General features: G+C 74.3%; 23 protein-coding genes. 11 read left to right on the plus strand and 12 right to left on the minus strand.

Annotated elements, in window-relative coordinates; translation table 11 throughout:
- The first annotated feature begins 65 nt into the window (after positions 1-65).
- The 7 genes from IF19_RS0105920 (at position 66) to IF19_RS0105950 (ending at position 8051) form a co-directional block, all read left to right on the plus strand.
- Positions 66-938 carry an alpha/beta fold hydrolase gene (locus tag IF19_RS0105920; RefSeq protein WP_030113577.1) on the plus strand — a complete coding sequence of 291 codons (873 nt, stop codon included), beginning with the start codon at positions 66-68 and terminating at the stop codon, positions 936-938.
- A gap of 328 nt (positions 939-1266) precedes the next feature.
- Complete coding sequence (locus IF19_RS0105925; RefSeq protein WP_030113578.1) at positions 1267-2232, plus strand: alpha/beta hydrolase; 966 nt, start codon at positions 1267-1269, stop codon at positions 2230-2232.
- Positions 2229-3401, plus strand: a complete 1173-nt coding sequence (locus tag IF19_RS0105930; RefSeq protein WP_030113579.1) for an acyltransferase family protein — start codon at positions 2229-2231, stop codon at positions 3399-3401. The genes IF19_RS0105925 and IF19_RS0105930 overlap by 4 nt, the downstream gene beginning before the upstream one ends.
- A 36-nt stretch (positions 3402-3437) precedes the next feature.
- Positions 3438-4799, plus strand: coding sequence for a sensor histidine kinase (locus IF19_RS0105935; protein WP_030113580.1), 1362 nt, complete (start codon positions 3438-3440; stop codon positions 4797-4799).
- Positions 4796-5470 carry a response regulator gene (locus IF19_RS0105940; RefSeq protein WP_030113581.1) on the plus strand — a complete coding sequence of 225 codons (675 nt, stop codon included), beginning with the start codon at positions 4796-4798 and terminating at the stop codon, positions 5468-5470. The genes IF19_RS0105935 and IF19_RS0105940 overlap by 4 nt, the downstream gene beginning before the upstream one ends.
- A 41-nt stretch (positions 5471-5511) precedes the next feature.
- Entirely contained in the window at positions 5512-6852 is a 1341-nt protein-coding gene (locus tag IF19_RS0105945; RefSeq protein ID WP_234313160.1) for a DUF1266 domain-containing protein, read from the plus strand.
- Positions 6849-8051: a DUF1266 domain-containing protein gene (locus tag IF19_RS0105950; RefSeq protein ID WP_030113584.1), complete on the plus strand. Its 1203-nt coding sequence runs from the start codon at positions 6849-6851 to the stop codon at positions 8049-8051. The genes IF19_RS0105945 and IF19_RS0105950 overlap by 4 nt, the downstream gene beginning before the upstream one ends.
- Before the next feature lie 173 nt (positions 8052-8224).
- Here IF19_RS0105950 and IF19_RS0105955 read toward each other — a convergent pair whose 3' ends face one another.
- From IF19_RS0105955 to IF19_RS0105975, 5 genes are all read right to left on the minus strand, one after another.
- Entirely contained in the window at positions 8225-9106 is an 882-nt protein-coding gene (locus tag IF19_RS0105955; RefSeq protein WP_030120712.1) for an SDR family oxidoreductase, read from the minus strand.
- A complete protein-coding gene (locus IF19_RS0105960; RefSeq protein ID WP_030113586.1) occupies positions 9103-9480 on the minus strand; it encodes a DUF952 domain-containing protein in 378 nt (125 codons plus the stop codon). The genes IF19_RS0105955 and IF19_RS0105960 overlap by 4 nt, the downstream gene beginning before the upstream one ends.
- 43 nt (positions 9481-9523) lie before the next feature.
- On the minus strand, positions 9524-10375 hold the full coding sequence (locus tag IF19_RS1000000138115; RefSeq protein WP_234313161.1) for a hypothetical protein: 852 nt from the start codon (positions 10373-10375) through the stop codon (positions 9524-9526).
- A gap of 132 nt (positions 10376-10507) precedes the next feature.
- The gene (locus tag IF19_RS0105970; protein WP_030113589.1) at positions 10508-11491 is read right to left on the minus strand and encodes an NAD-dependent epimerase/dehydratase family protein; all 984 of its coding nucleotides are present in this window, start codon (positions 11489-11491) and stop codon (positions 10508-10510) included.
- Positions 11492-11614: 123 nt separating this feature from the next.
- Positions 11615-12568: a LysR family transcriptional regulator gene (locus IF19_RS0105975; protein ID WP_030198655.1), complete on the minus strand. Its 954-nt coding sequence runs from the start codon at positions 12566-12568 to the stop codon at positions 11615-11617.
- A gap of 312 nt (positions 12569-12880) precedes the next feature.
- On the opposite strand from IF19_RS0105975, the gene snpA reads away from it, so the two are divergent.
- Positions 12881-13537 carry a snapalysin gene (gene snpA / locus IF19_RS0105980; RefSeq protein ID WP_030113591.1) on the plus strand — a complete coding sequence of 219 codons (657 nt, stop codon included), beginning with the start codon at positions 12881-12883 and terminating at the stop codon, positions 13535-13537.
- Between the two features lie 220 nt (positions 13538-13757).
- On the opposite strand, the gene IF19_RS0105985 is transcribed toward snpA, so the two are convergent.
- The 6 genes from IF19_RS0105985 to IF19_RS0106010 all read right to left on the minus strand — a co-directional run bounded on the left by IF19_RS0105985 (position 13758) and on the right by IF19_RS0106010 (position 19577).
- Positions 13758-14114, minus strand: coding sequence for a GntR family transcriptional regulator (locus IF19_RS0105985; RefSeq protein ID WP_030113592.1), 357 nt, complete (start codon positions 14112-14114; stop codon positions 13758-13760).
- Between the two features lie 2 nt (positions 14115-14116).
- Entirely contained in the window at positions 14117-15091 is a 975-nt protein-coding gene (locus tag IF19_RS0105990; RefSeq protein ID WP_030120709.1) for a DUF1648 domain-containing protein, read from the minus strand.
- A gap of 273 nt (positions 15092-15364) precedes the next feature.
- Positions 15365-16036 carry a DUF6304 family protein gene (locus IF19_RS0105995; protein ID WP_030113595.1) on the minus strand — a complete coding sequence of 224 codons (672 nt, stop codon included), beginning with the start codon at positions 16034-16036 and terminating at the stop codon, positions 15365-15367.
- Between the two features lie 111 nt (positions 16037-16147).
- The gene (locus IF19_RS0106000; protein ID WP_030113596.1) at positions 16148-16744 is read right to left on the minus strand and encodes a GNAT family N-acetyltransferase; all 597 of its coding nucleotides are present in this window, start codon (positions 16742-16744) and stop codon (positions 16148-16150) included.
- A 293-nt stretch (positions 16745-17037) separates the two neighbouring features.
- Positions 17038-18081 (minus strand): family 2 encapsulin nanocompartment cargo protein polyprenyl transferase, encoded by a 1044-nt coding sequence (locus IF19_RS0106005; protein WP_030113597.1) that lies wholly within the window; start codon positions 18079-18081, stop codon positions 17038-17040.
- A gap of 89 nt (positions 18082-18170) precedes the next feature.
- Positions 18171-19577, minus strand: a complete 1407-nt coding sequence (locus IF19_RS0106010; RefSeq protein ID WP_030113598.1) for a family 2B encapsulin nanocompartment shell protein — start codon at positions 19575-19577, stop codon at positions 18171-18173.
- 176 nt (positions 19578-19753) lie between these two features.
- Between IF19_RS0106010 and IF19_RS0106015 the strand changes: the two genes are divergently transcribed.
- The 3 genes from IF19_RS0106015 (at position 19754) to IF19_RS0106025 (ending at position 22612) form a co-directional block, all read left to right on the plus strand.
- On the plus strand, positions 19754-20230 hold the full coding sequence (locus tag IF19_RS0106015) for an RrF2 family transcriptional regulator (protein ID WP_030276018.1): 477 nt from the start codon (positions 19754-19756) through the stop codon (positions 20228-20230).
- A 101-nt stretch (positions 20231-20331) separates the two neighbouring features.
- Positions 20332-21528, plus strand: coding sequence for a globin domain-containing protein (locus IF19_RS0106020; protein ID WP_030276016.1), 1197 nt, complete (start codon positions 20332-20334; stop codon positions 21526-21528).
- Between the two features lie 157 nt (positions 21529-21685).
- On the plus strand, positions 21686-22612 hold the full coding sequence (locus tag IF19_RS0106025) for a 1-aminocyclopropane-1-carboxylate deaminase/D-cysteine desulfhydrase (protein ID WP_030113601.1): 927 nt from the start codon (positions 21686-21688) through the stop codon (positions 22610-22612).
- Here the strand turns inward: IF19_RS0106025 and IF19_RS0106030 are convergent.
- Positions 22588-24189, minus strand: a complete 1602-nt coding sequence (locus IF19_RS0106030) for a Na+/H+ antiporter (RefSeq protein WP_030276014.1) — start codon at positions 24187-24189, stop codon at positions 22588-22590. The two genes, IF19_RS0106025 and IF19_RS0106030, sit on opposite strands and share 25 nt — an antisense overlap.
- Positions 24190-24202 lie beyond the last annotated feature (13 nt).

The following is a 24202-nucleotide window of genomic DNA, read 5'->3' on the forward strand; positions in this document are numbered from 1 at the left end:
GCGCTACTCTCGGAACGAGACGAGCCGTCTCGTCTCGTATTTTCTCTGAATCTGTGAGGTCTTCCTTGGAACGCTTTGTCGATGTCGCCCCCGGTGTCCGTCTCTGGGCCGAGGAGCTCGGTTCTCCGGACGCGCCCGCTCTGCTTCTGGTCATGGGCGCTCAGGCGTCCGGGCTCGGCTGGCCCGACGAGCTGGTCGAGCTGCTGGCCGTACGGCACCGGGTGATCCGGTACGACCACCGGGACACCGGCCGCTCCACCGCCTGCTTCGAGGAGCAGCCCTATCCGCTCACCGCGCTGGCCGAGGACGCCGTCGCCGTCCTGGACGCGTTCGAGGTGGAGCGGGCGCACGTCGTGGGGATGTCGCTGGGCGGCATGCTCACGCAACTGCTCATCGCCGACCACCCTGACCGACTGCTCAGCGCCACCGTCATCGGGACGAACGCGCTCAGCTCCACCCCGTACGCCGCGCCGGACGGCAGCCGTGTTCCGCCGGAGGAACTGCCTGGCGTGTCGGCGGAGTTGATGGAGCTGTGGTCGCGGCCCGTCGAGGACCGGGGGCCCGAGGCCGAGCTGGACCGCCGGGTCGAGCACTGGCGGGTGCTCGGCGGCGGTGCGATCCCGTTCGACGCCGCGTACGCCCGCGAGCTGGAGCGCCGGATCATCGCCCACACCGGGCACCACCACGCCGGCACCGCGCACGCCCGCGCCGACTACTCCGGCATGGAGCGGACCGAGCGGCTCGCCGCCACCGACGTGCCCACGCTGATCACCTCGGCCCCCGCCGAACCGGTGGCACCCGCCCCGCACGCCGAGCACCTCGCCCAGGTGATCCGCGGCGCGCGGCTCGTCGAGATCCCCGGCATGGGCCACGCCCTCCCCCGCGAGGTCCACGTCCCGCTGGCCGCCGCGATCCTGGACCACACCGGGCGGAGCTGAGCCGCGCCCGCGCGCGTCACCGGGCCCACGGCAGGCCGCACCCGTCACCAGGCCCCGGCAGCCCGCACACGTCACCGGGCCCGCGGCAGCCCGTGCCGCGTCACCAGGCACCCGGCAGCCCGTGCGCGCCGCACCGGGCCCCAGCAGCCCGCGCGCGCCTCCGGCCGGCCGCTGTGCCCCTCGGCCCGCCGCCCCGACGCGTACCCCGTGTCATACCTGAGAGCCACCCCGCAGGTGCACTCCGCGGAGGGACGCCAACTACCGGCCCCGGTCCATAGCTTCTGTACCGAACGCTCGCAACACCCCCGGTACGGAAGGAACTCGCCCCATGACGGACCGCTCCCGCAGACGTCGTATCCGTCGTGCCCTGCTCGCCGCGCTCGTCGCCTTCGCCGTGGCCGTGCCGGTCTCCGGTGCGGCCCGGCCCGCCGCCGTGCCCGCTCCCGCGCCGACCGTCCTCGGGCCGCTGCGCGATGCAAGCCCGGCGGCGCTCGCCCAGCGGTACGGGGTGAGCCGGCAGGACATCAGGGCGGCCGGGCGGGCGGCGACGGACCACGGGGATCTGAAGCGGGCGGCCTCGCTGCGGGCGATGGCCGCTCCCGGGCGGCAGTTCCTGTCCTTCGACGGGCGGGACGGCGGCCGGAGCGTGGAGGTCGTGGGTGAGCTGTCCTCGGCCCGGCGGATCGCGGTGCTGGTGCCGGGGGCCGGTGTCGGACTGGACGCGTACGGGCGGCTGCGGCGCGACGCGACCGCCCTGCAAAGGGAGTTGGGCCCGGGCGGAGCCGTGGTGGTCTGGCTGGGCTACCGTTCGCCCGCCACCGTCAGCACCACCGTGCTCACGGCCGAGCGGGCCGCCGAGGCCGCGCCGGGGCTGCGCGCCCTCGTGGACGGGGTGCGCGCGGTGCGGCCCGCCGCCCGGATCAGCCTGCTCTGCCACTCGTACGGTTCGGTGATCTGCGCCCGGTCCGCGCCGGGGACGGCGGCCGACGCCCTCGTGTTCTACGGCAGCCCCGGGGTCGGCGTGGAGGACGTGAGCGGACTGCGTACCGGTGCGCGGGTTTGGGCGGGTCGCGGGGGCGAGGACTGGATCGCCCACGTGCCGCATCTCCGGGTGCGGGTGCCGTTCGTCGCGACGGTGGGGTTCGGGGCCGATCCGGTGGCGGAGAGGTTCGGGGCCGAGGTGTTCGACGCGGGCGACGGCGGTCACAGCGACTATCTGCTGCGCGGTTCGCGTTCGCTGACGAGCCTCGCCCGGATCGTCGACGGCGCCGAGCCGCTGGAGGTCTCCCGGTGACCGGGTTCGCGGTGCGGATCGACGCGGCCACCCCGCCCGGCCGCGACCGGGGCATCGACGCCCTGCGGGCCCTGGCGATCCTGGGCGTGGTGGGCGGGCACTGGCTGGTCACGGCGCTGGTCGCCGACAGCGGCACGGTGCGCGGGGCGAGCCCGCTGACCGCCATGCCGCACCTCGCCCCCGTCTCCTGGGTCTTCCAGACGCTCGCCGTGTTCTTCCTGGTGGGCGGGGTGGTGGCGGCCGGGAGCTGGGCCTCGGCGAGGAAGCGGGGCGTGCCGTACGGGCGGTGGGTGGGCGGCCGGCTGGCGCGGCTGTTCCGGCCGGTGGCGGCGGTGCTGACGGTGTGGACGCTCGCGGCCGCGGTGATGCTGGCGGCCGGGGTGGGCGAGCCGACCGTCCGGGCGCTGGTCAAGCTGGTCTGGTCCCCGCTGTGGTTCCTGCTGGTCTTCGCGGCGCTGACCGCGCTGACTCCGCTGGTGGCGCGGATGCACCCGCTGTGGCCGCTCGTGGTGGTGCTCCACGTCGACCTCGTACGCCTGGGTCTCGGCGGTCCGCGCGAGCTGGGGTGGGTCAACGTGGTCGCGGGGTGGCTGGTGCCCTACTGCCTGGGCGCGTTGGTGGCCCGGGGCGGGCTGCGCGGCCGGGCGGGCCGCTGGGGGCTGCTGCTCGGCGGGGCCTCGGCGACGGCCGGGCTCGTGCTGTGGGCGGGGTATCCGGCCGCCATGGTCGGCGTTCCGGGCGGCCGTGTCTCCAATCTGGACCCGCCGTCCCTGGCCGCCGTGGCGTTCGGGCTCGCCCAGTGCGGGGCGGCGCTGCTGCTTCTCGGGCCGCTGCGGCGGGTGCTGCGCAGGCCCGTCGCATGGGCGGCGGTGGCCGTGGTGAACCTGGCGGCGATGACCGTCTTCCTCTGGCACCAGACCGCGATGATCATCGTCACGGCGGCGGCGCTGGCGCTGGCGGACAGCCCGCTGCCGGGGGTGCACACCGTGCCCGACGACGCCGACTGGGTGACGGCCCGGCTGCTCTGGCTGCCGGTGTTCGCCCTGGCGCTGCTGGGGTGCTGGGCGGTGTTCCGGGGCTATGAGCAGGGCGGACGGCGTACGGGCGGGGGCTCCCTCGTCGTACGGGAGTCCGCCCCCACGCGGAAGGGGTGGGCGCGTCGTGCCTAGGGTGTGGGCTGGTCGAACCGGGGGCGGTGGGGGGCGATGAAGTCGACGGGCGCTGTACGGCTGCGGGCTGCGGTGCGCCGTGCTCCGCGTGCGCTGTACGAGGAGTTGTGGGCGGCTCCGGCGGACCGGGTGCCGCGCATGGGCGAGCCGGACGCTCCGGCGTGGCGGCCGGTGTTCCTGGTGGCGCTGGTGTTCGTGGCGGTCGGCATCGCGACGGCCCGTACCGTCGAACTCACGCCGTACGGGGCCGCGGTCAGCGGTCTGGCGGTCCTGGTGGCGATCGCGCAGGCGGCGGCGCTGGTGGCCGGGATGTTCCGGCCGGTGGGGGCGTGGTGGGCGGCGACGGCGCTGGCGGTCGTGGCGATCCTGGCCACCGCGGCCGCGGTCCCCCGGCACCCCGCTTCCGGGTGGACCGGCGGGCTCCCGGTGAGTCCCGAGACCCTGTTCCCCAACCCCTTCGGAGGAGTGGCGCTGCAGGGCGGCGCCCTGTTCCTGCTGGCGCTGCGGGTCAGGCGCCGCCGCGCGGTGGCCGCACTGCTGCTGTCGCTGTTGCCGTCGGTGTTCCTGGCCCTGCGCACGCCTCCGCTGCCTCATGCCGGCCTCGCCGCGTCCGTGCTCGTGTTCGCCACCGCGACCGTGCTCGGTTCCGCGCTGCGCAGCCTGCGCGTCGCCCGTAAGGATCTCGTCGTCCAGGCCGAGTTGACCGCCGAGGAGCGGGCGCGGCGCACTCTGCTGGAGGAGCGGAACCGGATCGCGCGCGAGCTGCACGACGTGGTCGCCCACCACATGTCGGTGATCTCCATCCAGGCGCAGGTGGCCCCGCATCTGGTGGAGCACCCCACCGACGCGCTGCGGGAGAATCTGACCGGCATCCGCGAGAACGCCCTGGAAGCCCTCGCCGAGTTGCGCAGGGTGCTCGGCGTCCTGCGTTCGGAAGAGGCTCCCGCGCGGAGCGACGACACCCGGCACGCGCCGCAGCCCGGACTGGACGGGCTCGACGGGCTGGTCGCCACCGTGCGCTCGACCGGCCTCTCCGTCGCCCTCCGCACGACCGGCGAACCCCGCCCCCTCCCGCCGGGCGTCGAGCTGTCCGCGTACCGCATCGTGCAGGAGGCCCTGAGCAACGTGATGCGCCACGCCCCCGGGGCGAGCGCCGAGGTGGTGATCGGCCACCGGCCCACCGGGCTGGCCGTCCGGATCGTCAACTCCCCGCCGGACCGCCACCGCCCGGCCGCCCCCTCCCCCGGCGTGCGCCACGGGCTGCTCGGGATGAGCGAACGCGCGGCGATGCTCGGCGGCGAGCTGGCCACCGGCCGCACACCCGACGGCGGCTGGGAAGTCACCGCACTTCTCCCCACCAGCACGCAGACACCCCGAACCACCGAGGAAGCCCGATGACTCCGCCCATCCGAGCTGTGATCGCCGACGACCAGATGATGGTCCGCCAGGGCTTCTCCTTCCTGCTGAACGCCGAGCCGGACATCGAGGTGGTCGGCCAGGCCGTCAACGGACTGGACGCCGTCGACAAGGTCGCCGAACTCGCTCCGGACGTCGTACTGATGGACATCCGCATGCCCGAGCTGGGCGGTATCGAGGCGACCCGGCGGATCACCGCCCCCGAGGAGTCGACGGCGAAGGTGCTGATCCTGACCACCTTCGATCTCGACGAGTACGTGTACGAGGCGCTGCGCGCGGGCGCCTCCGGCTTCCTGCTCAAGGACGCGTCCGCCGATGAACTCGCGCATGCGGTACGGGTGGTGGCGGCGGGCGACGCGCTGCTCTCGCCGAACATCACCAAGCGGCTGATCATGGAGTTCTCCCGCACGGCCGGGGCGCCCCGCGCGCCGCTCAAGGCGCGGATCGGAGATCTGACCGAGCGTGAGACGGAGGTGCTGACACTGGTCGCGGGGGGCCTGTCGAACGCGGAGATCGCCCGGCAGCTGATCGTCGCCGAACAGACGGTGAAGACCCATGTGGGGCGCATTCTGGTCAAGTTGGGCGTCCGCGACCGGACCCAGGCGGCGGTGTTCGCGTACGAGTCGGGGCTGGTGCGGCCGGGCGGCCTCTGACCGCCCGGTGCGGCGCGGGACCCGTTCCGTAGGATCGGCCCGTGACGACGGGGATGACGGGGGCGACATCGGGGATGCCGCCGGGACACGACGGATACGGGGCCGGGCCGGGCACACCGGCGCACGACGGGCACGGGCCGGGCACGGGCACACCGGCGCACGGCTGGCACGGGGCCGGGCCGGGCACGGCTGGCGGCGTTCTCGGCGTGGCGGCGCAGAAGGTCGTGGGCGCGCCCCAGGGGCACTTCGCGCCCACCGAGGTCGAACGCGAGCTGGCGGCGGCCTCGGCGGGCGGCGACCAGGACGCGGTGCTCGACGTGCTCGCCCGCACCCGGCTGTACGTGCTCGTCCCCCGGATGCACGCGGACGTCCCGGACTGGACGGCTCCGCTGCCCACGTTCCGGGACCCGGCGAGCCGGCGGACCTGTGTGCCGGTGCTGACGCCGGGCCTGTTGCCGCCCTGGCACCCCGAGTGGGTGTTCCGGGCGGTGGACCTCGGCGAGCTCGCCCGGTCCTGGCCGTACGACGCCCGCCGCCTCGCCGTGAACCACGGCACCGCCTTCGCCGTCCTGCTGGACGCCGGGCCCCGCCGGTCGAAGGCGTGGCAGCGCGCCGACGCCCGCTCCGGCGCGGCGCGCGAGGGCCGGCTGCTCACCGACGCCGCCGGGCCGCTGCACGGGCCGCTCGCCCACGGGCTGGCGCTCGGCGCGCATCTCGCGGTCAACAACGGCATCGTCTGGAACCGGCTCGGCGCGGTCTACCAGGACTACGCGACGGACCGGGCCCGGCTGCGCAGCCCCTGGGGCGTCCAGCACCGGGCCGATCTGCGCGACCGGCTGGGCTCCCTGATGCAGTACCGGTTGGTGGGGCGGGTCAAGGAGGGCGTCCTGCGGGCCCGCCACACCCTGGCCCTCCGGCTGGAGCGCCCACCCACGCGCGCGGAGTGGACCGAGGCCGTGGAGCGCGCGTTCGCCGCGCGCGACGCCGGGGACCGGGCGGAGGCGCACCGGGCGCTGCACCGCTTCGTCCGGTACGAGGACCGGTTCCGGGCCGACGGGGTGCTGGCCCCGGACCGGCGGATCGACACGCTCGCCGCGTTCGACCTGGGCCGGGCGGTCAACGTCTTACGGCTCGCGCTCAGCGCCCGCCTGTCCGATCCGCTCGGGGCCGAGCAGGACGTGCTGCGTTTGAGCGAGCCGGCCCGCCGCGCCTACTCCTCCTGGGCCGACTTCTCCCTCGGTTACGCCCTCGCCCGCCTGGTCCACGGGGACGACGCGGACGGGACGCCCGGCGAGGAGTCGCTGTACCAGCAGTCGCTGGCGCAGCACCGCATCCTCACCCAGGACCCCGCCAGCCCCTACCGGAACATCCCCTGGTCATGAATCCGCACCAGCACTTCCCCGCCTTCCCGCCCGCCGGCGGCCCGGCTCCGTGGGTGCCCGCCCCCTGGGTTCCGCCGTCCGAGACCGAGCAGCTCCTCCACGAGGCCGGGTCGCGCGGCGACGTCCGGGGTCAACTGGCCGCGCTGGCCGGTGCCGAGCTGTACATCCCGGCTCCGCGGGCCGAGGCGGACGCGAACCCGGACACCGTGGTCTGGCGCCGGCACGTCGGCCCGGCGGGGTTCGTCTGCCGCCCGCTCCTGACCCGGGGCATGCTGCCCGCCTGGCACCCGGACTGGGTGTTCCGCGGGGTGACGCTGCGGTGGGTCGCCGAGTTCGGCTGGCCCGATCCGCAGGTGTGGCTGGGCGTGAACGTGGGGACGCCCGCTCAGCTGCTGCTGCCCGCCTCCCCTCCCGACCTGGCGCTGTGGCAACGGGCCTACGCGGAGAACGACCGCCCGTCAGGCAACCGCCTCGTCGCGCTGCGGCACGGCGCGCTGCACGGACCGCTGGCGTACGGACTGGCATGCGGGGTGCATCTGGCGATCGGGAACGGCGTGCCGTGGAACGAGGTCGGCACCGTCTACCGCGAGTACGGCGAGGAGCGCGAGACGCTCCGCGACTCCTGGGGCATCACCGGCCACGAGGGGTGGCGCAGGCAGTTGGACTTCCTGCTGGACGCGGAGAACAGCCCGCCGGAGCCGGACTTCGTCCTGCGCACCAGGGAGCAGTTGGCGGCGGCGATCGGCGAGCTGCCCTCGGCGGACCTGTGGCGGGAGACGGCCGCCGGCCACGCCCAGGACCTCGGGGCCGACCCCGAAACGGTGAAGGGCATCGAGGAGTTGGTGCGCCGGGTCATGCGCTACGAGGCCCGGTTCCGCGCGGACGGGCTGCTGCCGCCGGACGGCCGGGTGCGCACGACGGTCGCGTACGACTACGGGCGGGCGGTGAACCTGGCGCGCTGGGGTCTCTCGGCGCGGTTCTGCGGACCGGCGGACGCGGAGGCGGCGATCGTGTACGCCGGGGCCCTGAGCAAGTCGGCCCACCGCTCCTGGGAGGAGTTCTCGGCGGGGTACGCGCTGGGGCGGGTCCTGCGGTTCGACGACGAGGAGTACGGGACGTTCTACGAGCAGTGCCTCGTCGCCCACCGGCTGCTGACGGAGAGCGGGGGCAGCCCGTGGAAGCACATCCCGTGGCGGTGAACAGGGCGGCCCCGGCCGTTTCACGGTGAACAGGGCGGCTCCGTCGGCCTGCGTTCGCACCGCACCGGGGGCCCGGACAGGGAGCAGCGCCGTACCGGACGGTCCCGGGAGACGAGCGGGGCCGTACCGGACGGCCCCGGGTGCACGCGGGGCGGCCCGGGGCGGTCCGGTCGTCAGCCGGCGGGGAGCAGGTGGCGGTAGCTGTCCGGGTTGGCGGCGAGGAAGTCCGCGAAGCTCGTCGCCGGCCGTCCGGTGAGCGTGGGCACCGCGTCGGAAACGGCGGCCAGCTCCCCATTGGCGATGGCCTCGTACGAGGTGACCCAGCCGGCCACCTCCCACTCCGGGGCTCCGTAGCCGGCCCGGGACGCGTACGCCTCCTCGCGGGTCTCGGGGACGTAGACGACGGGGCGCCCGGTGACCCGGCTCAGCTCCTCGGCCGCCTCGGCGAGGGTGAACGCCTCGGGCCCGGTGAGGTCGTGGGCCCGCCCGTCGTGGTCCGTGCCCTCGTCGAGCAGCACGGCCGCCGCCGCGTCGGCGATGTCCTCATGGGTGACGGCCGCCACCCGCCCCTCGCCGCCCGGCCCCCGCAGCACGCCGTCGGTCCCGGTCATCGCGGGCAGCCCCGCCTGGTACCAGTTGTCCCGCAGGAAGGTGTAGCGGACCCCGGCCGTGCGGAGGTGGGCCTCGGTCTCCCAGTGGTCGCGGGCGAAGGTGAACGTGGCGTCCGGCGCGGCCCCCTGGAAGGACACGTACACGATGCGCTCGACGCCCACCGCGACGGCCGCGTCGATCGCCGTGGCGTGCTCGCGTACCCGGTCGGGGCTCTCGTGGGCGGAGACCAGGAACAAGGTGTGGGCCCCGTCGAGGGCCCGGCGCATGGCCTCGCCGTCGCCGTAGGGGGCGGCGGGCGCGCGGTCCGCGCCGGGGATGTCGGGCAGGCGGGCCGGGTCGCGGCCGAGGAGCCGTACGGGCGCGCCGGTACGGGCGAGGCGCCGGGCGACCCGGCCGCCGACCGCTCCGCTCGCTCCGGTCACCGCGATGAGGGGTCCGTTCACCGGTGTTCGTCTTCCTCTCGTCGTTCGTCGTACCAGGTCTCCAGCGGCCGCACCTCGACGACCGCGTCCACGGGGAGCGGCCCGTACAGGTGCGGGAACTCCTCGCCGCCGGGCTTCATCGCCTCGAACCGTACGGGGGCGGTGAGGCGGGCGGGGTCGACGACCAGGACCACCAGGTCCCGGCCGCCGACGTCCGCCGCCTCCTCGTTCCCGTACAGCATGCGGGCCACACCGGGGAGTTGGTGGGGCAGCGAGAGGTGGATGAAACCCTCGTCGTGGAGGGTGCGGCCGCGGGTGGACATCTCGTACGTCCCTATCCCGCGGGCCGCCTCCCACAACGGGGCTTCGGCGAGGTGCAGCAGCAGTTCGGCCATCGGACCACGCTAACGCTCCTCGCCGGACGCGCCCGGAGCGCGGTCAGTGGCGGCGCCGGGCCCGGCGGGTGGCGACGAGGACCGATCCGCCGGCGGCCACCAGCGCTGCCGCGATGGACCCGAGGATCCATTCGCCGCCCTTGGCACCGGTTCCGGGCAGCTCACCCGGGTGGCTGGGCGAGGGCGTGGGGTGCGGCGTGGGATGCGTCGGCGTCGGGGTGGGCTCGGACGGCGTCGGCGTCGGCTCGGGCGGAGTCGGCGTGGGCGTCGGACTCGGCGGTGTGGGGGTCGGCTCGGGGGGACACGACGGCTCCTCGCCGCCGTATGCGTCGTCATCCCCGCCGCCGTACGCGTCGTCCTCCCCGCCGCCGGAGGAGTACCCGTCTTCCTCGCCGCCCGCGTGGCCGCCCGGGGAGTACCCGCCGCCTTCCTCGCCGCCCGGGGCGTGGGTGTCGCCGCCGGTGTGACCGTCCGGCGTCTGCGGGAGCCAATCCACCGCGGGGAGGCGGTCGTTGTCACCGCTCGTGGTGGTGCTCGCCGGCTGCTCCGCCGACCCGCTCCCTTCGGACCGGGCCGGGGCGGCCGGCGCGGGATCGGCGGTGTCCGACGGCGGAACCCGCGAACCGCCGCCGGGGGCACCGGCGTTGTCGGCCCGGGGGGCCGGCTGCGCGGCCGCCTCCGAAGCAGGCTGCGAGGCCGCCGCAGCCCCTGTCCTCTCGCCCATGTCCCTCTCGGCCACGTTCGACCGGCTGACAGCGGCGGTCTTGCCGTCCGTCTCGGCCGGCAGCGGATCCGCGCCGACGATCGGGGCCAGAACGCCCACCATCGCCGCGGCCGTCGCCACTGTCACTGCTGCCCGCATCGTGTTACCGCGCCTGCGCGCCCTCTGTTCCATGCCGCGCAATATGCACGGTCATCACTTTGTCGTTTTATATGACACGCCGCTCTTGTCTGGTTTTGTAGACCTATAGGAGTCTTCTTCGGTGCGACACGCGCGGAAAGCCCTGCTCGGCGTGGCCTCCGAAGCTCACAGCGCCAGCAGCTTCGCCTCCAGTTCCGGGGCGAGGCCGACAGCCGGCCGGTCGGGACGCCGGGGGGCCGCACCGCCCAGGGCGCGGAGCCAGCTCCAGGTGTCCGCGACGGTCTCCCCGACCGGGCGGCAGCGCAGCCCGGCGGCGTGCGCCTTGGTGTGGCCGCCCCGGTGCAGGGTGTCGTAGAGCTCGCCCGGCGGCAGCCAGATCGGCAGGTCGCTCCAGGGTTCGGCCCCGGCGGCACGCAGGATGTCCGCGTCGGTCCAGCGCAGTTCGGCGTCGGATCCGGTGGCCGCGACGCAGGCGGCCAGCAGCTCGCCCATGGTCGCGTGGCCGGGGCGGCTGACGGTGTTGTACGCGCCGTGCAACCCGCGCGCCGCCGCGTCCAGCAGCCATCCGGCCAGATCCCGGGCGTCGATGTACTGGAGCTCCGTCCCGGGGGCGCCGGGGGCGATCACCGGGCCGCCCCGGGCGATCCGGTTCAGCCACCAGGGCAGCCGGCCGATGTTCTCCCCGGGGCCGATGATCAGGCCGGCCCGCGCCAGCAGGGCCCGGTCCCCGAACGCGCCCAGGGCGGCCAGCTCGCCTCCCCGCTTGGCCCGGTCGTACGGTACGTCCCCGTCGTCGGGCGAGGCGCCGGCCACCAGCGGGCCGTCCTCGTCGAGACCGGCGGCGGCAGGGTAGGCGTACACCGAGCGGCTGGAGACGTACGAGAAGTGCCCGGCCCGGCCGGAGAGCAGCCGGGCGGCGTCCCGGACGGCGGCGGGCGCGCCGCTCCAGGTGTCGACGACCAGGTCCCACTCCCGCCCGTCCTCCGCGAGCGCGGCGAGCCCCGGCGCACCCGTGGTCCGGTCTCCGGTCAGCGCGGTCACGCCGGGCGGGGGCGCGTGCCGGCCGCGGTGGAACACCGTGACCTCCCAGCCCCGCTGCAGCGCCGCGTCGGTGACGGCCCGCCCGACGAACTCCGTACCACCCAGCATCAAGAGCCTCATGCCAGGACCCTGCCCGACGGAGCGCGGTGGTGGAACCCGGCAACGCCGACAGCAGAACCGGGAACCCCCGGCACGGGCGCCGCCCGGCAGTCGGGCGAGCAGGCGGACCGGTCAGGGCGTACGGGCGAGCGGGGAACGGTGGCGCAGCAGCCACTCGTGGTAGCCGCTCGCCCGTCGCGCCGCGTCCCGGTAGGCGTCCTCCAACTGCGCGTACACCACGCCGATGTCGGTGCCGGGCCGGAAGACCAGGAGGAGGCGCACCGCGAGCGGGTCGCCCAGGAGCGGGCGGATCACCATGTCGTCGCGCGGGCCCGAGGTCGGCTGGCAGGGGGCGACGGCCTCGCCGAGCACGACGAGGGAGGCGGCGGTGAGGTAGTCGCCGTGCAGGACCGGCGGGTTGAGGCCGGCCGCGCCGAGCACCCGGCGCACCCCGTCCCACTCACCGTCCACCGTCGGATCGACCATCCACGGGTCGCCCGCCAGGTCCCCGAGCTCGACCACCCGGCGGCGGGCGGCCGGATGGTCGCGGGAGAGCGAGATGAACTGCGGCTCCCGGTCCACGAGAACGCGCCGCTCCAGCCCGTCGGGCACGGCGAGCGGGGAACCCTCCACCTCGTGCACGAAGGCGACGTCCAGCCGGCCCGCCTCCACCGAACGCAGCAGGGCGTGGGCGGACACGTCGACGCGCAGCGAGATGTCGGTGCTGGGCAGGGCGACGCGCAGCCGGCGCAGCCAGCCGCCGATGACCCGGCTCGCGGTGGAGCCGATCCGCAGCCGGGGGCCGCCGGACCGCGTGGCCTCCGCCTCCGCGAGCGCGTCGCTGACCAGGTCGTTCATGCCCTGGACGAGGGGGCGGGCCCGGTTGAGGACGGCGCGCCCCAGGGAGGTGGGCCGGCAGCCGGTCCGCTCGCGCCGGAACAGTTCGGCGCCCAGGACGTTCTCGATCCGCCGCAGCTGGGTGGTGAGCGAGGGCTGGCTCACGCCGAGCCGGCGGGCCGCCTGGTGCAGGCTGCCCGCGTCGGCGATGGCGCACAGCGCCCTGAGGTGTCTCACCTCCAGCTCCATGCAGCGGAGACTAGGCCCGGCGCCCACCACGCACCAGATGCCGCAACCCCACCAAAGCGCGTCAATTCAGGGAGTGTTGGGCCCGGCAGGAAGTGGCGATGCGATGTATATGACGTGGACATGACGTGAAGATCGGCGGCTGACGTGGGCGGGGCGGAGGGGAGCTGGGGGATAGGGCGGCGCTATCGCCGTTCGACATCATCCCGGCGGCTGTGCGCTGCCCCACACTCTTCCCCGTACCGCCCCGCGCCTCGTCCGCTCAGCGGACACCCCCACGGCGCGGGTTCGATCGGACAGGTAGGAGAAATCCCCATGAGACACCTCAGGACCGCCGTCGCCACCGCCGCCGCCGGCCTCGGCCTCCTCGCCGCACTGGGTACCGCTCCCGTCGTCGCCGCCGCCCCGGCCCCCGCCGCGGCCTCCGACTCCACCACCATCGCCGCGTACAACGGCTCGGGCGAGAACGCCGCCGCGAACCGCGCCTTCCTCGACGCGGTCATGAAGTCGGTCGCGGAGAAGCGCGCCGCCAACCCGGGCGCCCTGGCGGTCACCGTCACCTACAACGCGTCGAGCGCCCCGAGCTTCCGCAGCCAGATAGCCCGCAGCACCCAGATCTGGAACAGCTCGGTCACCAACGTCCGCCTGCAGGAGGGCTCCCGCGCGGACTTCACCTACCGCGAGGGCAACGACTCGCGCGGCTCGTACGCGAGCACCGACGGGCACGGCCGCGGCTACATCTTCCTGGACTACCGGCAGAACCAGCAGTACGACTCGGTCCGCGTCACCACCCACGAGACCGGACACGTACTGGGCCTCCCGGACACCTACTCCGGCCCGTGCAGCCAGCTGATGTCCGGCGGCGGCCCCGGCCCGTCCTGCAGGAACGCCAACCCGGACGCCAACGAGCGGGCCCGGGTGAACCAGCTGTGGCGCAACGGCCTGGCCGCGCTCGCCCGTTCCGGCTCCTGACCCACCGGGAACCGCCGGGGCCACGGCGGTCGCCACCGACGACGGCGACTCCGGTGAGCGGCCCGGCGCCCCGGCAGCACCACCCGCACCACCCGTAGTACGTACGGCAAAGGCTCCGGCCGGCCCTGTTCCCCGGGGCCGGCCGGCACCCCCCACCGCACGGCGGAGGACCGTTCCGGACGCGGAACGGTCCTTCGCACTTCCCCGGCGCCTCCCCCTGTCAGGCGCCGAGTTCACCGCGGACGAGGGCGATCAGCTCGTCCTCGGTCATGCCCAGGTCGCGGGCGTCCGCGACGGCCTCGCGGACCCGTTCCAGCAGGCGGGCCCGTTGCGGCGACGCGTTCGCGGTGACCGCCGCGCCCCGTCCGCGCCGGAGTTCGATGAGTCCTTCCTCGCGCAACCGCTGGTAGCCGCGCAGCACGGTGTGGACGTTCACGCCGAGGGATTCGGCGAGCACCCGGGCGGCCGGCAGCCGTTCCCCCGGGGCCACCGCGCCCTCGGCCACCGCGCGCCGCACGGCGGCGGCGATCTGATCCCCGAGCGGCACGGTGGAGTTCGGATCGACCCGGAAGAGCATGGTCAGCGCCCCGCCCGCTGCCGGTCGAGCAGGGTGTTGAGCAGGGCCGCACCGGTGGCCGAGTCGTCGACCGTCACGGCGAACTCGCGCCCGCTCGTCAGACTGACGACGATGGCCTCTCCCGAGCGGGTGATGACGCCGCTGCGGTCGGGACGGACCCGATAGCCCCAACCACCGTATTCGGCGAGGGCGTTGACGCGACGGCTGTCCGCCCCCGCCATGCGCTCCAGCGGCACCCGCAGCCGGGGCTTCGGCAGCAGGCCGGAGACGGTCAGTCCGCGCCGGTCCACGGTGACGTGGGGCCGGCAGAAGGTGCCGATTACCAGGGCGAGGACGGCCAGCGGGGCGCCGGCGAACCAGCTCAGGTCCCGGCCGACCGCGACGGCGGCCGCCAGCAGGGCCAGCACGGCGAGCGGCGCCCACCACGCGCCGATCCCGCGGGCCCAGCCCGCCACCTCGCCGTCCGCGAGCGCGATGCGTTCCCGGATCGCCCCGCCCCCGTCACCGTCGTCCGGGCCTTCGGGCGCGGGGGCCAACCGGGAGAGCAGGGCGCCGATCGGCCAGGCGACCGCCCCGGCCCCGACCGCCACCGCGACGTGCCAGAGCGGGAAGCCGTCCGTCGGCCCTCCCTCGGGCGCGTCCACGTTGACGAGGAGGACGGTGATCAGCAGATACCCGAGGAAGGCGGCGAGGGCGAACCCGCCGCCGATCAGCCAACTCCGCCCGCGGCCGTACAGCTTGCCGTTGACCGCGAAGACGGCCCAGAGCGACCCGAGGACGAGCAGCGTGCCGAGGCCGTAGAGGAGATAGGCGGTGATGCCCATGTACCGGTCGGCGGAGCCGCCGGCGTCGAAATGGACGGCCAGCCGGTCGGGCAACCGGTCCTGGACGGTGAGCTGGACGACGAGGCCGACGATGAGTGCGAGCACAAAGGGCAGGGCCGCGAGGGTGGCGCGGCCAAGGTTCTTACGTGTCATGGAAAACCTCCGTTGTTCGCATGCTAGTAGAACAATGCGAGCAGCGCAACGGATCACACGAAGACGCCCGTCCGCCCGCGTCGGAATCCGATGCGGGCGGACGGGCGGGAGAGTGGGTGGCAGGTGGGGTCGGGCGCCGACACGCTCAGGACCGGCCCCACTCAAGGCAGGGCAGCATCAGGACCGGCCCCACTCAAGGCAGGGCAGCATCAGGACCGGCCCCACTCAAGGCAGGGCAGAATCAGGACCGGCCCCGCTCAAGGCCGCGCCGGATCAGGCGTGTTCCAGGGGGACGGCCTCACGACGGTCGGCACCTGTCCCCTCGGTCGCGCCCGGCTCGAACTCGCGGCAGCTCCATATCTCCTGGACCGTCCCGGACCGCCGGTCCCACAGGTCCGGCACGCCGCCCTCACCCGCCGCCGCACCCCGGTAGGCGTCCTTGGCCCCCCGGAAGCAGGCGAGGGTGCCGGAGAGGGCGCGACCGGGGGCCGGGAAGGAGCCGGAGAAGGCGCAGTCGCTACAGGTCTGGAGCCGGATGTCGTCCGGAAGAGCCCGCCGGACGGTGGCCAGGGCCGCACTGAAGTCGCCTTCCGCGCGCGCCGATTCGTACACCGCACCGCCGACATGGAGGGCGAGGTGAAGGGCGGGAACATCCGGGCGCAGCGAGAGCAGGCAGCCGAGCGTGGCGTGGCGGAGCGTGCCCGCGACGAGAACTGGCAGGGGCAGGTCCCACTCCAGTACGCAGTCGGTGAGCGGGGCGCCCGCGCGGCCGGCCCCGGCACTCCGCGGCGCGGAATCGACCACCGGGTACAGAGCGTCGAAGCTGTCGCCCTCGAAGTCGGTCCCCCGCACGCGGACCCGCAGCCGCTGTCCGTCCGTGGTGAGGACGACGGCTTCGGAACCCCTGGCGTCCCGGTACCAGCCGGACCACGACTCATCTGTCATGAGCAGGGACTGTAGCCCCTACCGCGAGCGGCGCCCGTGGAGGGGTGCGCCCCTCTCCCCGAACGCCCGCAGGCAGCTCCCGACCCCCTTCCCCACACCTCGCCTCAGCGCTCAACTCGCCTTTGGCTCACGCCACATGGGATACATCGGCGGACCGTCCGGAAGGGCGACCGCGCGGCCGAGGAAATGGAATCCGAGCCGCTCGTACAGTCTGCGGCTCCGGGCACTGCTCGCCTCCAGGTAGGCCGGCAGCCCCTCCCGGTCACAGCGCTCCAGCTCCGCCCGGATCATCTCCGCCCCGATGCCCTCCCCCTGGCGGTCGGGGGTGACGCCGATCATCAACAGATAGGAGTGGGCCCGGTCGTGCGGGTGGGCGGCCCCGGTGAGCCGGCCCACCAGTTCACAGCGCTCGTTGTCCGGATCGGCGGTCCGCCGCATCAGGGCGGGCGTGGGGTCCTCCTCCTCGGGGGCCCCGGCCGGAACCGGCAGCCACAGGGCCACGGCCGCCCCGTCCTCGGCGATGTCGATACGGCCTTCGGCGAGGGCGACGTCGACGAAGACGCCGAGGAACCTGCCGTGCACCGCGCGCCGATGGGCCTCGTCCGGGAAGACCCAACTGCTGACCGGATCGTGGTGGAACGCCTCCTCCATGACCGCGACGACCCGCTCCCGGTCGTGCCGCTCCGCCCGCTCGATCCGTACGCCCATGACCGAACCCGCCGCCTCTCCGTCTTTTCCGTCAACCAACCTCCGGAATACTAGAGTTGAGATACCGCTGCCGCCCGCACGAGGGCATTCCGGTCGCCCTCGGGGCCGACTCGGCGATGCGTTCCCGGCCGACCCCGGGGCCGCCCCTCCGCCTCGGGAAGCCCCGGGCCGGAGAAGCAGCTCGGCCGGCCCGCACCGGAGAGGACCACACCGAAGCGACCTGTACCGACGCGGGCCACACCGAAGCGGCCCGTACCGGAGCACCCGCACCGGCTCGGGCCGTCCGCGGCGGCTCAGCTCGTCCGGCGGGTGACGAACTCGGCCAGGGCCAGCAGATCCCCCGCCGCGCTCGGGTCGGGGACCGCCCGGGAGAGGTGGTGCACGGCGCGGGCCATCCGGTCGGCGGCGGTGGCCTGGGCCCAGTCCCGGCCGCCGGCCCGGTCCACCGCGTCGGCCGCCCGGCTCACCTCGGCCGCGGTGTTCATGGGGCCCCGGTAGAGCGTGGCCAGCTCGGCCGAGGCCGGTGTGCCCGAGGTGAGGGCGGCGACCACGGGCAGGGACTTCTTGTGGGCGGACAGGTCGGCGCCGACGGGCTTGCCGGTGCGTTCCGGGTCGCCCCAGATGCCGATCAGATCGTCGATGAGCTGGAACGAGAGCCCGGCCTCCCGCCCGAAGCCGTCCATCGCGCGGACCGCCCGATCCTCCGCACCGGCGTAGAGCGCTCCGAGCGCGCAGGCGCAGCCGAGCAGGGCGCCGGTCTTGGCGGCCGCCATGGTCAGGCACTCGTCGAGCGTGACCTCGTCGGGCCCGCGCTCCTCGAAGGCGCAGTCCGCCTGCTGGCCCGCGCACAGTTCGATGACGCAGGCGGAGAGGCGGGCGACGGCGCGCGCGGCGGCCGGATGCGGATCCTCGGCCAGCAGCCGCTGAGCGAGGGCGAGCAGGGCGTCGCCGGTGATGATGGCGTCCGGGATGCCGAAGACCGCCCAGGCGGTGGGCCGGTGCCGCCGGGTGGTGTCCTCGTCGATGACGTCGTCGTGGAGCAGCGTGAAGTTGTGGGCGAGCTCGACGGCGACGGCGGCCCGGACGGCCTGCTCCGGGTCGCCTCCCAGCGCCCGGGCGGCGGCCAGGACGAGGGCGGGCCTGATGGCCTTCCCGGCCTGTCCGGCGGCCGGGGTCCCGTCGGCGTTCTGCCAGCCGAAGTGGTACATCGCGATCCGGCGTATCCCGCCCGGCAGCGACGCGACGGCCGCTCGCAGATGCGGGTCGACGACGGCGCGGGTGCGCTCCAGGAGCGCCGCGGCCTCGTGCCCTTCCGTCGCTGCGTCCGTACTGGTCATGGTCACGGTCACTCCCTGGGGCGAGGCGATGGGTGCGGGCCCGGGGGCCGGGGCGGCCGTAACCGCCCCGGCCCCCGGGGTGACTCGGATCAGTGCCAGCGACTGACCTCGACGTTCTCCAGCACTCCGAGGGCGTCCGGTACCAGGATGGCGGCGGAGTAGTACGCCGTCACCAGGTAGGAGATGATCGCCTGTTCGTCGATGCCCATGAAACGGACCGAGAGGCTCGGCTCGATCTCGTCGGGGATGCCGGTCTGCTGGAGGCCGATGACGCCCTGCTCGGCCTCGCCGGTCCTCATGCAGATGATGGAGGTGGTGCGGGCGTCGGAGATGGGGATCTTGTTGGACGGGAAGATCGGCACGCCGCGCCAGGCGGGCACGTGGTGGCCGCCGATGTCGACGCTCTCGGGGACCAGCCCGCGCCGGTTGCACTCGCGGCCGAAGGCGGCGATGGCCTTGGGGTGGGCGAGGAACAGCTTCGAGCCGCGGCGGCGGGAGAGCAGTTCGTCCAGGTCGTCGGGGGTGGGCGCGCCGTCGTGGGGCTGGAGGCGCTGCCCGTAGTCGCAGTTGTTGAGCAGGCCGAACTCCTTGTTGTTGATGAGTTCGTGCTCCTGGCGCTCGCGCAGCGCCTCGACCGTGAGCCGCAACTGCTGCTCGGTCTGGTTCATCGGCTGGTTGTAGAGGTCGGCGACCCTGCTGTGGACCTTCAGCACGGTCTGGGCGACGCTCAGTTCGTACTCGCGGGGCGCGGCCTCGTAGTCGACGAAGGTGTGCGGGACGACCGCCTCGCCCACGTGTCCGGCGGAGAGGTCGATCGCGGCCTCGCCGTAGCGGTTGGTGCGCTGCTGCGGGATGGAGAGCAGTCCGGAGAGGTGGCCCTGCAGGGATTCGGCGCGCTCCGCGAGGTTGTACACGTCGGCGCGGCTCAGGGTGAGGAGCGTGCACGGGGTGACCGCGCGGGCGGTGTACTCCCAGACGGCGTCGCCGTCGACGAGGCTCTGGTCGCCGAAGTACGCCCCGTCGGCGAGGACCCCGAGATCGGTCTCGTTCCCGTAGGGGCCGGCGCCGACCTTGGCGACCTTGCCGTGTGCCAGCAGGTACACCCGGTCCGCCGCGTCGCCGGACGCGGCGATCACCTCCCCCGCGGCCACGTCCCGCTGCTCGCAGCGGCGGGCGAGTTCGGCGAGGACCTCCTCGTCGCCGAAGTCCCGCAGGGCGGGCAGCTCCCCCAGTTCGGCCGGGATCACGGCCACCCGGTCCCCGGTCTGGACGAAGGTCACCCGGCCGTCGCCGACCGCATAGCTGAGCCGACGGTTCACCCGGTACGTGCCGCCCTGCACCTGCACCCACGGCAGCATCTTCAGCAGCCACCGGGAGGAGATCTCCTGCATCTGCGGCGCGGACTTGGTGGTCGTCGCGAGGTTCCGCGCAGCCGCCGTCCCCAGACTCTGCTGCGGCGGCGCCTGCGTGTCGCGAACCTCTTCACCAACGGACATCTGACGTCCTCTCGATCTTGGGCTGACCTGCGTGCAAGAGCCTTTCAGCGCGGAGCCCGGGCCGCCATTACACAAAAGAGTGTGACTAATCCGCCTTCGCGCGGGGCACGTTGGCCATCGTCGCCGGACGGCGCCTTTAATTTGCATCTCGTATGCAACTTATCTACGCTGGAGCCATGCGGCTGACGAGATTCACCGACGTGGCACTGCGCGTCCTCATGCGGCTCGCGGTCGCCGAGGGCGGGGAAGCCCCGACCACCCGCGAGGTGGCGGCTTCCATGCGGGTCCCGTACACACACGCCGCGAAGGTCGTCGCCCGGCTCCAGCACCTCGGCCTCCTCGACGCCCGGCGCGGCCGGGGCGGCGGACTCACCCTGACTTCCGCCGGCCACTCCGCGTCGATCGGCTCGCTCGTGCGGGAGCTGGAGGGTCCGGAGGAGGAGGTCGTCGAGTGCGAGGGCGACACCCCCTGCCCCCTCCGCTCCGGCTGCCGGCTGCGCGGCGCCCTGCGCCGGGCCCAGGACGCCTTCTACGCGACCCTGGAGCCGATCACCGTGGCCGATCTCGTCACCTCGCCCACCGGACCGCTGCTCCTGGGCATCGGCAGCGGCCCGCCGCCCGACCGCTCCACCCCGCCCGACCGGCCCTCCTGAACGCGCCCGCCGCACCGGCGGGCTCTTTCCGGGCCAAAAATACGCATCCCCCATACCAATTACCTGTCCGGCAGAACTCTCACCCCAGAGGAGCCCCCTTCATGCTCTCCGACCGGTCCACCGCCACCATCCGCGCCACCCTCCCCGCCGTCGGCGCGGCCATCGGGGACATCGCGGACCTCTTCTACGAGAAGCTGTTCGCCGCCCACCCCGAGCTCCTGCGGGACCTGTTCAACCGGGGCAACCAGGCGTCCGGCGACCAGCGCAGGGCCCTGGCCGGCTCGATCGCCGCGTTCGCCACGGCACTGGTCGAGCACCCGGACACCCGGCCGGACGTGATGCTGGAGCGCATCGCCCACAAGCACGCGTCCCTCGGGGTCACCCCGGACCAGTACGAGGTGGTGCACACCCACCTCTTCGCCGCCATCGCCGACGTCCTGGGCGACGCCGTGACCCCCGAGGTCGCCGAGGCGTGGGACGAGGTCTACTGGCTGATGGCCAACGCCCTCATCGCCGTCGAGACCCGGCTGTACGCCCGGCGGGGAGTGACGGCGGGCGACGTGTGGCACACCTGGGAGGTGGCCGCCCGGATCGAGGAGACCGAGGACGTGGCCACCTTCGTGCTGCGCCCCGCCGACGACACGCCGGCGCCCGCCTTCCGGGCCGGCCAGTACGTCTCCGTACAGGTGGAACTCCCGGACGGGGCCCGCCAGATACGCCAGTACAGCATCGTGGGCGCTCCCTCCTCCCGGCTCCGGTCGATCGCCGTGAAGCGCGTACGCGGGCAGGGCTCGCCCGACGGCGAGGTCTCCCGCCACCTGCACGAGCACACCCGCGTGGGCGACCTGCTGCGCGTCTCCGTCCCCTACGGGGACCTGGTGCTCGACGACCTGGAAGCGCCCCTGCTGCTCGCGTCGGCGGGCATCGGCTGCACCCCCGTGGTGGCGATGCTCGACCACCTCGCGCAGGAGGACCACAAGGGGCCCGTCACCGTCGTGCACGGCGACCGTTCGCCTGCCGACCACGCCCTGCGCGCCGACCACGTCCGGCTGGCGGAGCGGCTCCCCGACGCGGAGGCGCACTTCTGGTACGAGGCCCCGGAGGACGGCCACCCGGAAAACCGCACCGGCCTCGTCGACCTGGACGGCATCACCGTCCGACCGGGCACGCACGCCTACCTCTGCGGCCCGCTCCCCTTCATGCGGGCGGTCCGGGCCCGGCTCCTGGAGGCGGGGGTCCGGCCGGCCGATATCCACTACGAGGTGTTCGGCCCGGACCTCTGGCTCGCCTCCTCCTGACCCGCCCGGCACAGGGACCACGCCCGGCACGGGGACCCCGCCCGGCACGGGGACCCCGCCCGCCGGCGCCTCCCTGCCGGCCGGCCGCTCCCCGGGACGACTCGGAACCGGCCGGGAGTCTCCCGAACGCACGCGGACGGAGAGCGACAATGGCCGGATGACCAGCCCGCCCCGCCTCGACGCCCGTCTGCGCCCCCGGCTCCCCTCCCCCCTGCGGGAGGTCCACGACGAGCGCTTCGCCCGTCACGGGGTCCGGCTGCTCCTCAAGCGGGACGACCTGATCCACCCCGACCTCCCGGGCAACAAGTGGCGCAAGCTCGCGCTCAATCTGGAGGCCGCCGCCGGACGGACCGTGCTCACGTTCGGCGGCGCGTACTCCAACCACCTCAGGGCCACCGCGGCGGCCGGGCGGCTGCTGGGCTTCCCCACCGTCGGTGTCGTACGCGGCGAGGAACTGGCCCACCGGCCGCTCAACCCGTCCCTGGCCCGGTGCGCGGCCGACGGCATGCGGCTGCATTTCGTGGACCGTACGACGTACCGGGCGAAGACCTCCCCCGAGGTCTTGGAGGGGCTGCTGGGCCGGTTCGGGGACGTGGTGGTGGTCCCGGAGGGCGGGTCCAACGCCCTGGCCGCACAGGGCTGTACGGCGCTGGGGCGCGAGTTGGCCGATGAGGCGGACGTGGCGGCGGTGGCCTGCGGGACGGGCGGCACCCTGGCCGGTCTCGCCGCCGGCCTGGCCGCCGGGCAGCGGGCGCTCGGCGTGCCGGTGGTCGGCGGCGGCTTCCTGGCCGAGGAGGTGGCGCGGCTCCAGCACGAGGCGTTCGGCTCCCGCGCCGGGGACTGGACGCTGGAGGAGCGCTTCACCCTCGGCGGCTACGCCCGTACGACCCCGGAGCTGGACGCCTTCGCCGCGGACTTCGAGGAGCGGCACGGGCTGCCCGTGGAGCGCGTCTACGTCGCCAAGCTGCTGTTCGCGCTGACCGCGCTGGCGGGCGAGGGGGCGTTCGCGCCGGGCACGCGGGTGGCCGCCGTCGTCACCGGCGCCCCGGACGACGCCCTTCAGGAGTCGTCCGTCTCGCGGTAGGCGGCCGCCTCCTCCAGATCCAGCCGGCGCAGCAGCGTCCGCAGCATCTCGTCGTCGATCCGCCGCTCGTCGCGGAGCCTGACGAAGACCTCCCGCTCGGCCTCGATCATCTCCCGCGCCAGCCGCCGGTAGGTGTCGTCCGCCGATTCGCCGGTCACCGGGTCGGCGGCGCCGAGCCGCTCCCACACGGAGTTGCGGCGGCGCTCCAGCACGCTCCGCAACCGGTCCGCGAGGGGCGGCGGGAGGCTGTTGCGCGGGTCGTCGAGCAGCTCCCGGAGCCGGGCCTCGGCCGCCTCTGACGCGTCGTTCTGGGCCTGGGCCTCGACGAGGGTGACGGTCTGCGGGTCGGGCCCCGGCAGCTTGAGCGCGCGGACCAGGACGGGCAGGGTCAGCCCCTGGATCACCAGGGTGCCGATGACGGTGGTGAAGGTGAGGAACAGCACCAGGCTGCGCGCCGGGAACGGCTCGCCGTCGTGCGTCAGCAGCGGGATGGAGAAGGCGACGGCGAGCGAGACGACGCCGCGCATCCCGGCCCAGCCCACGATGAGCGGCGCGGTCCAGTCGGTGCCCGGTTCCCGCTCCCGTACGCGCCGCGAGAGCCGGCGGGGCAGATAGGTGGCCGGGTAGACCCAGACGAAGCGGACCACGACGACGGCCAGGAAGACGAGGGCCGCGTACCCGAGCGCCTCCCCCACCCCGAACGGGCCGAGCTCCTTGAGGACGAACGGCAGTTGCAGCCCGATCAGGGCGAAGACGGCGGACTCCAGGATGAAGGCGACCATCTTCCACACGGCCGCCTCCTGGAGCCGGGTGGCGAAGTCGACCTGCCAGGAGCGGTGGCCCAGGTAGAGGGCGACGACGACCACGGCGAGGACACCGGAGGCGTGCACCCGTTCGGCCGCCGCGTACGCCACGAAGGGGATCAGCAGGGAGAGCGTGTTCTGGAGGAGCGCTTCCCTGAGGTGGGTGCGCAGCCAGTGCAGCGGCACCATCAGCAGCAGACCGACGCCGACCCCGCCGACCGCGGCGAACAGGAACTCCCCGATGCCCTCGCCCCAGCTCATCCCCTCCCCCACGGCGGCGGCCAGCACCACCTTGAAGGCGGTGATCGCGGTGGCGTCGTTCACCAGGGACTCGCCCTGGAGGATCGTGGTCACCCGGGCGGGCAGCCCGACCCGCCGGGCGATGGCGGCGGCCGTCACGGCGTCGGGCGGGGCGACGACGGCGCCGAGGACGAGCGCGGCGGTCAGCGGGAGCTGGGGGATCGCCCAGTACGCGAGCCAGCCGACGGCCACGGTGGCGAAGAGGGTGTAGCCCACGGAGAGCAGGGCGACGGGCCGGGCGTTGGCCCGCAGGTCCAGGTAGGAGCTGTCGACGGCGGCCGTGTAGAGGAGCGGCGGGAGCAGCAGCGGGAGCACGACGTGGGCGTCGAGGTGGTACGTCGGAACGCCCGGCAGATAACCGGCCACCAGTCCCGCGGCGACCAGCACGAGCGGGGCCGGCACGGGCGTGCGGCGGGCGGCTCCGGCCACCGCCGCACTGACCGCGACCAGGGCGATCAGCGGCAGCGCGTCCATCACACCGTCCTCG

This window comes from Streptomyces californicus (assembly GCF_000717645.1).
Lineage (GTDB): Bacteria > Actinomycetota > Actinomycetes > Streptomycetales > Streptomycetaceae > Streptomyces > Streptomyces californicus.

Excerpts from the sequence above, each read along its gene's own strand:
- IF19_RS0106005 (WP_030113597.1), bottom strand. The coding sequence starts at position 18,081 with ATGACCAGTACGGACGCAGCGACGGAAGGGCACGAGGCCGCGGCGCTC.
- IF19_RS0106000 (WP_030113596.1), bottom strand. The coding sequence starts at position 16,744 with ATGGGCGTACGGATCGAGCGGGCGGAGCGGCACGACCGGGAGCGGGTC.
- IF19_RS0106015 (WP_030276018.1), top strand. The coding sequence starts at position 19,754 with ATGCGGCTGACGAGATTCACCGACGTGGCACTGCGCGTCCTCATGCGG.
- IF19_RS0105995 (WP_030113595.1), bottom strand. The coding sequence starts at position 16,036 with ATGACAGATGAGTCGTGGTCCGGCTGGTACCGGGACGCCAGGGGTTCC.
- IF19_RS0106010 (WP_030113598.1), bottom strand. The coding sequence starts at position 19,577 with ATGTCCGTTGGTGAAGAGGTTCGCGACACGCAGGCGCCGCCGCAGCAG.
- IF19_RS0106025 (WP_030113601.1), top strand. The coding sequence starts at position 21,686 with ATGACCAGCCCGCCCCGCCTCGACGCCCGTCTGCGCCCCCGGCTCCCC.
- IF19_RS0105960 (WP_030113586.1), bottom strand. The coding sequence starts at position 9,480 with ATGGCCGAACTGCTGCTGCACCTCGCCGAAGCCCCGTTGTGGGAGGCG.
- IF19_RS1000000138115 (WP_234313161.1), bottom strand. The coding sequence starts at position 10,375 with ATGGAACAGAGGGCGCGCAGGCGCGGTAACACGATGCGGGCAGCAGTG.
- IF19_RS0106030 (WP_030276014.1), bottom strand. The coding sequence starts at position 24,189 with ATGGACGCGCTGCCGCTGATCGCCCTGGTCGCGGTCAGTGCGGCGGTG.
- snpA (WP_030113591.1), top strand. The coding sequence starts at position 12,881 with ATGAGACACCTCAGGACCGCCGTCGCCACCGCCGCCGCCGGCCTCGGC.
- IF19_RS0105935 (WP_030113580.1), top strand. The coding sequence starts at position 3,438 with ATGAAGTCGACGGGCGCTGTACGGCTGCGGGCTGCGGTGCGCCGTGCT.
- IF19_RS0105940 (WP_030113581.1), top strand. The coding sequence starts at position 4,796 with ATGACTCCGCCCATCCGAGCTGTGATCGCCGACGACCAGATGATGGTC.
- IF19_RS0105990 (WP_030120709.1), bottom strand. The coding sequence starts at position 15,091 with ATGACACGTAAGAACCTTGGCCGCGCCACCCTCGCGGCCCTGCCCTTT.
- IF19_RS0105985 (WP_030113592.1), bottom strand. The coding sequence starts at position 14,114 with ATGCTCTTCCGGGTCGATCCGAACTCCACCGTGCCGCTCGGGGATCAG.
- IF19_RS0105925 (WP_030113578.1), top strand. The coding sequence starts at position 1,267 with ATGACGGACCGCTCCCGCAGACGTCGTATCCGTCGTGCCCTGCTCGCC.
- IF19_RS0105970 (WP_030113589.1), bottom strand. The coding sequence starts at position 11,491 with ATGCTGGGTGGTACGGAGTTCGTCGGGCGGGCCGTCACCGACGCGGCG.
- IF19_RS0106020 (WP_030276016.1), top strand. The coding sequence starts at position 20,332 with ATGCTCTCCGACCGGTCCACCGCCACCATCCGCGCCACCCTCCCCGCC.
- IF19_RS0105950 (WP_030113584.1), top strand. The coding sequence starts at position 6,849 with ATGAATCCGCACCAGCACTTCCCCGCCTTCCCGCCCGCCGGCGGCCCG.
- IF19_RS0105975 (WP_030198655.1), bottom strand. The coding sequence starts at position 12,568 with ATGGAGCTGGAGGTGAGACACCTCAGGGCGCTGTGCGCCATCGCCGAC.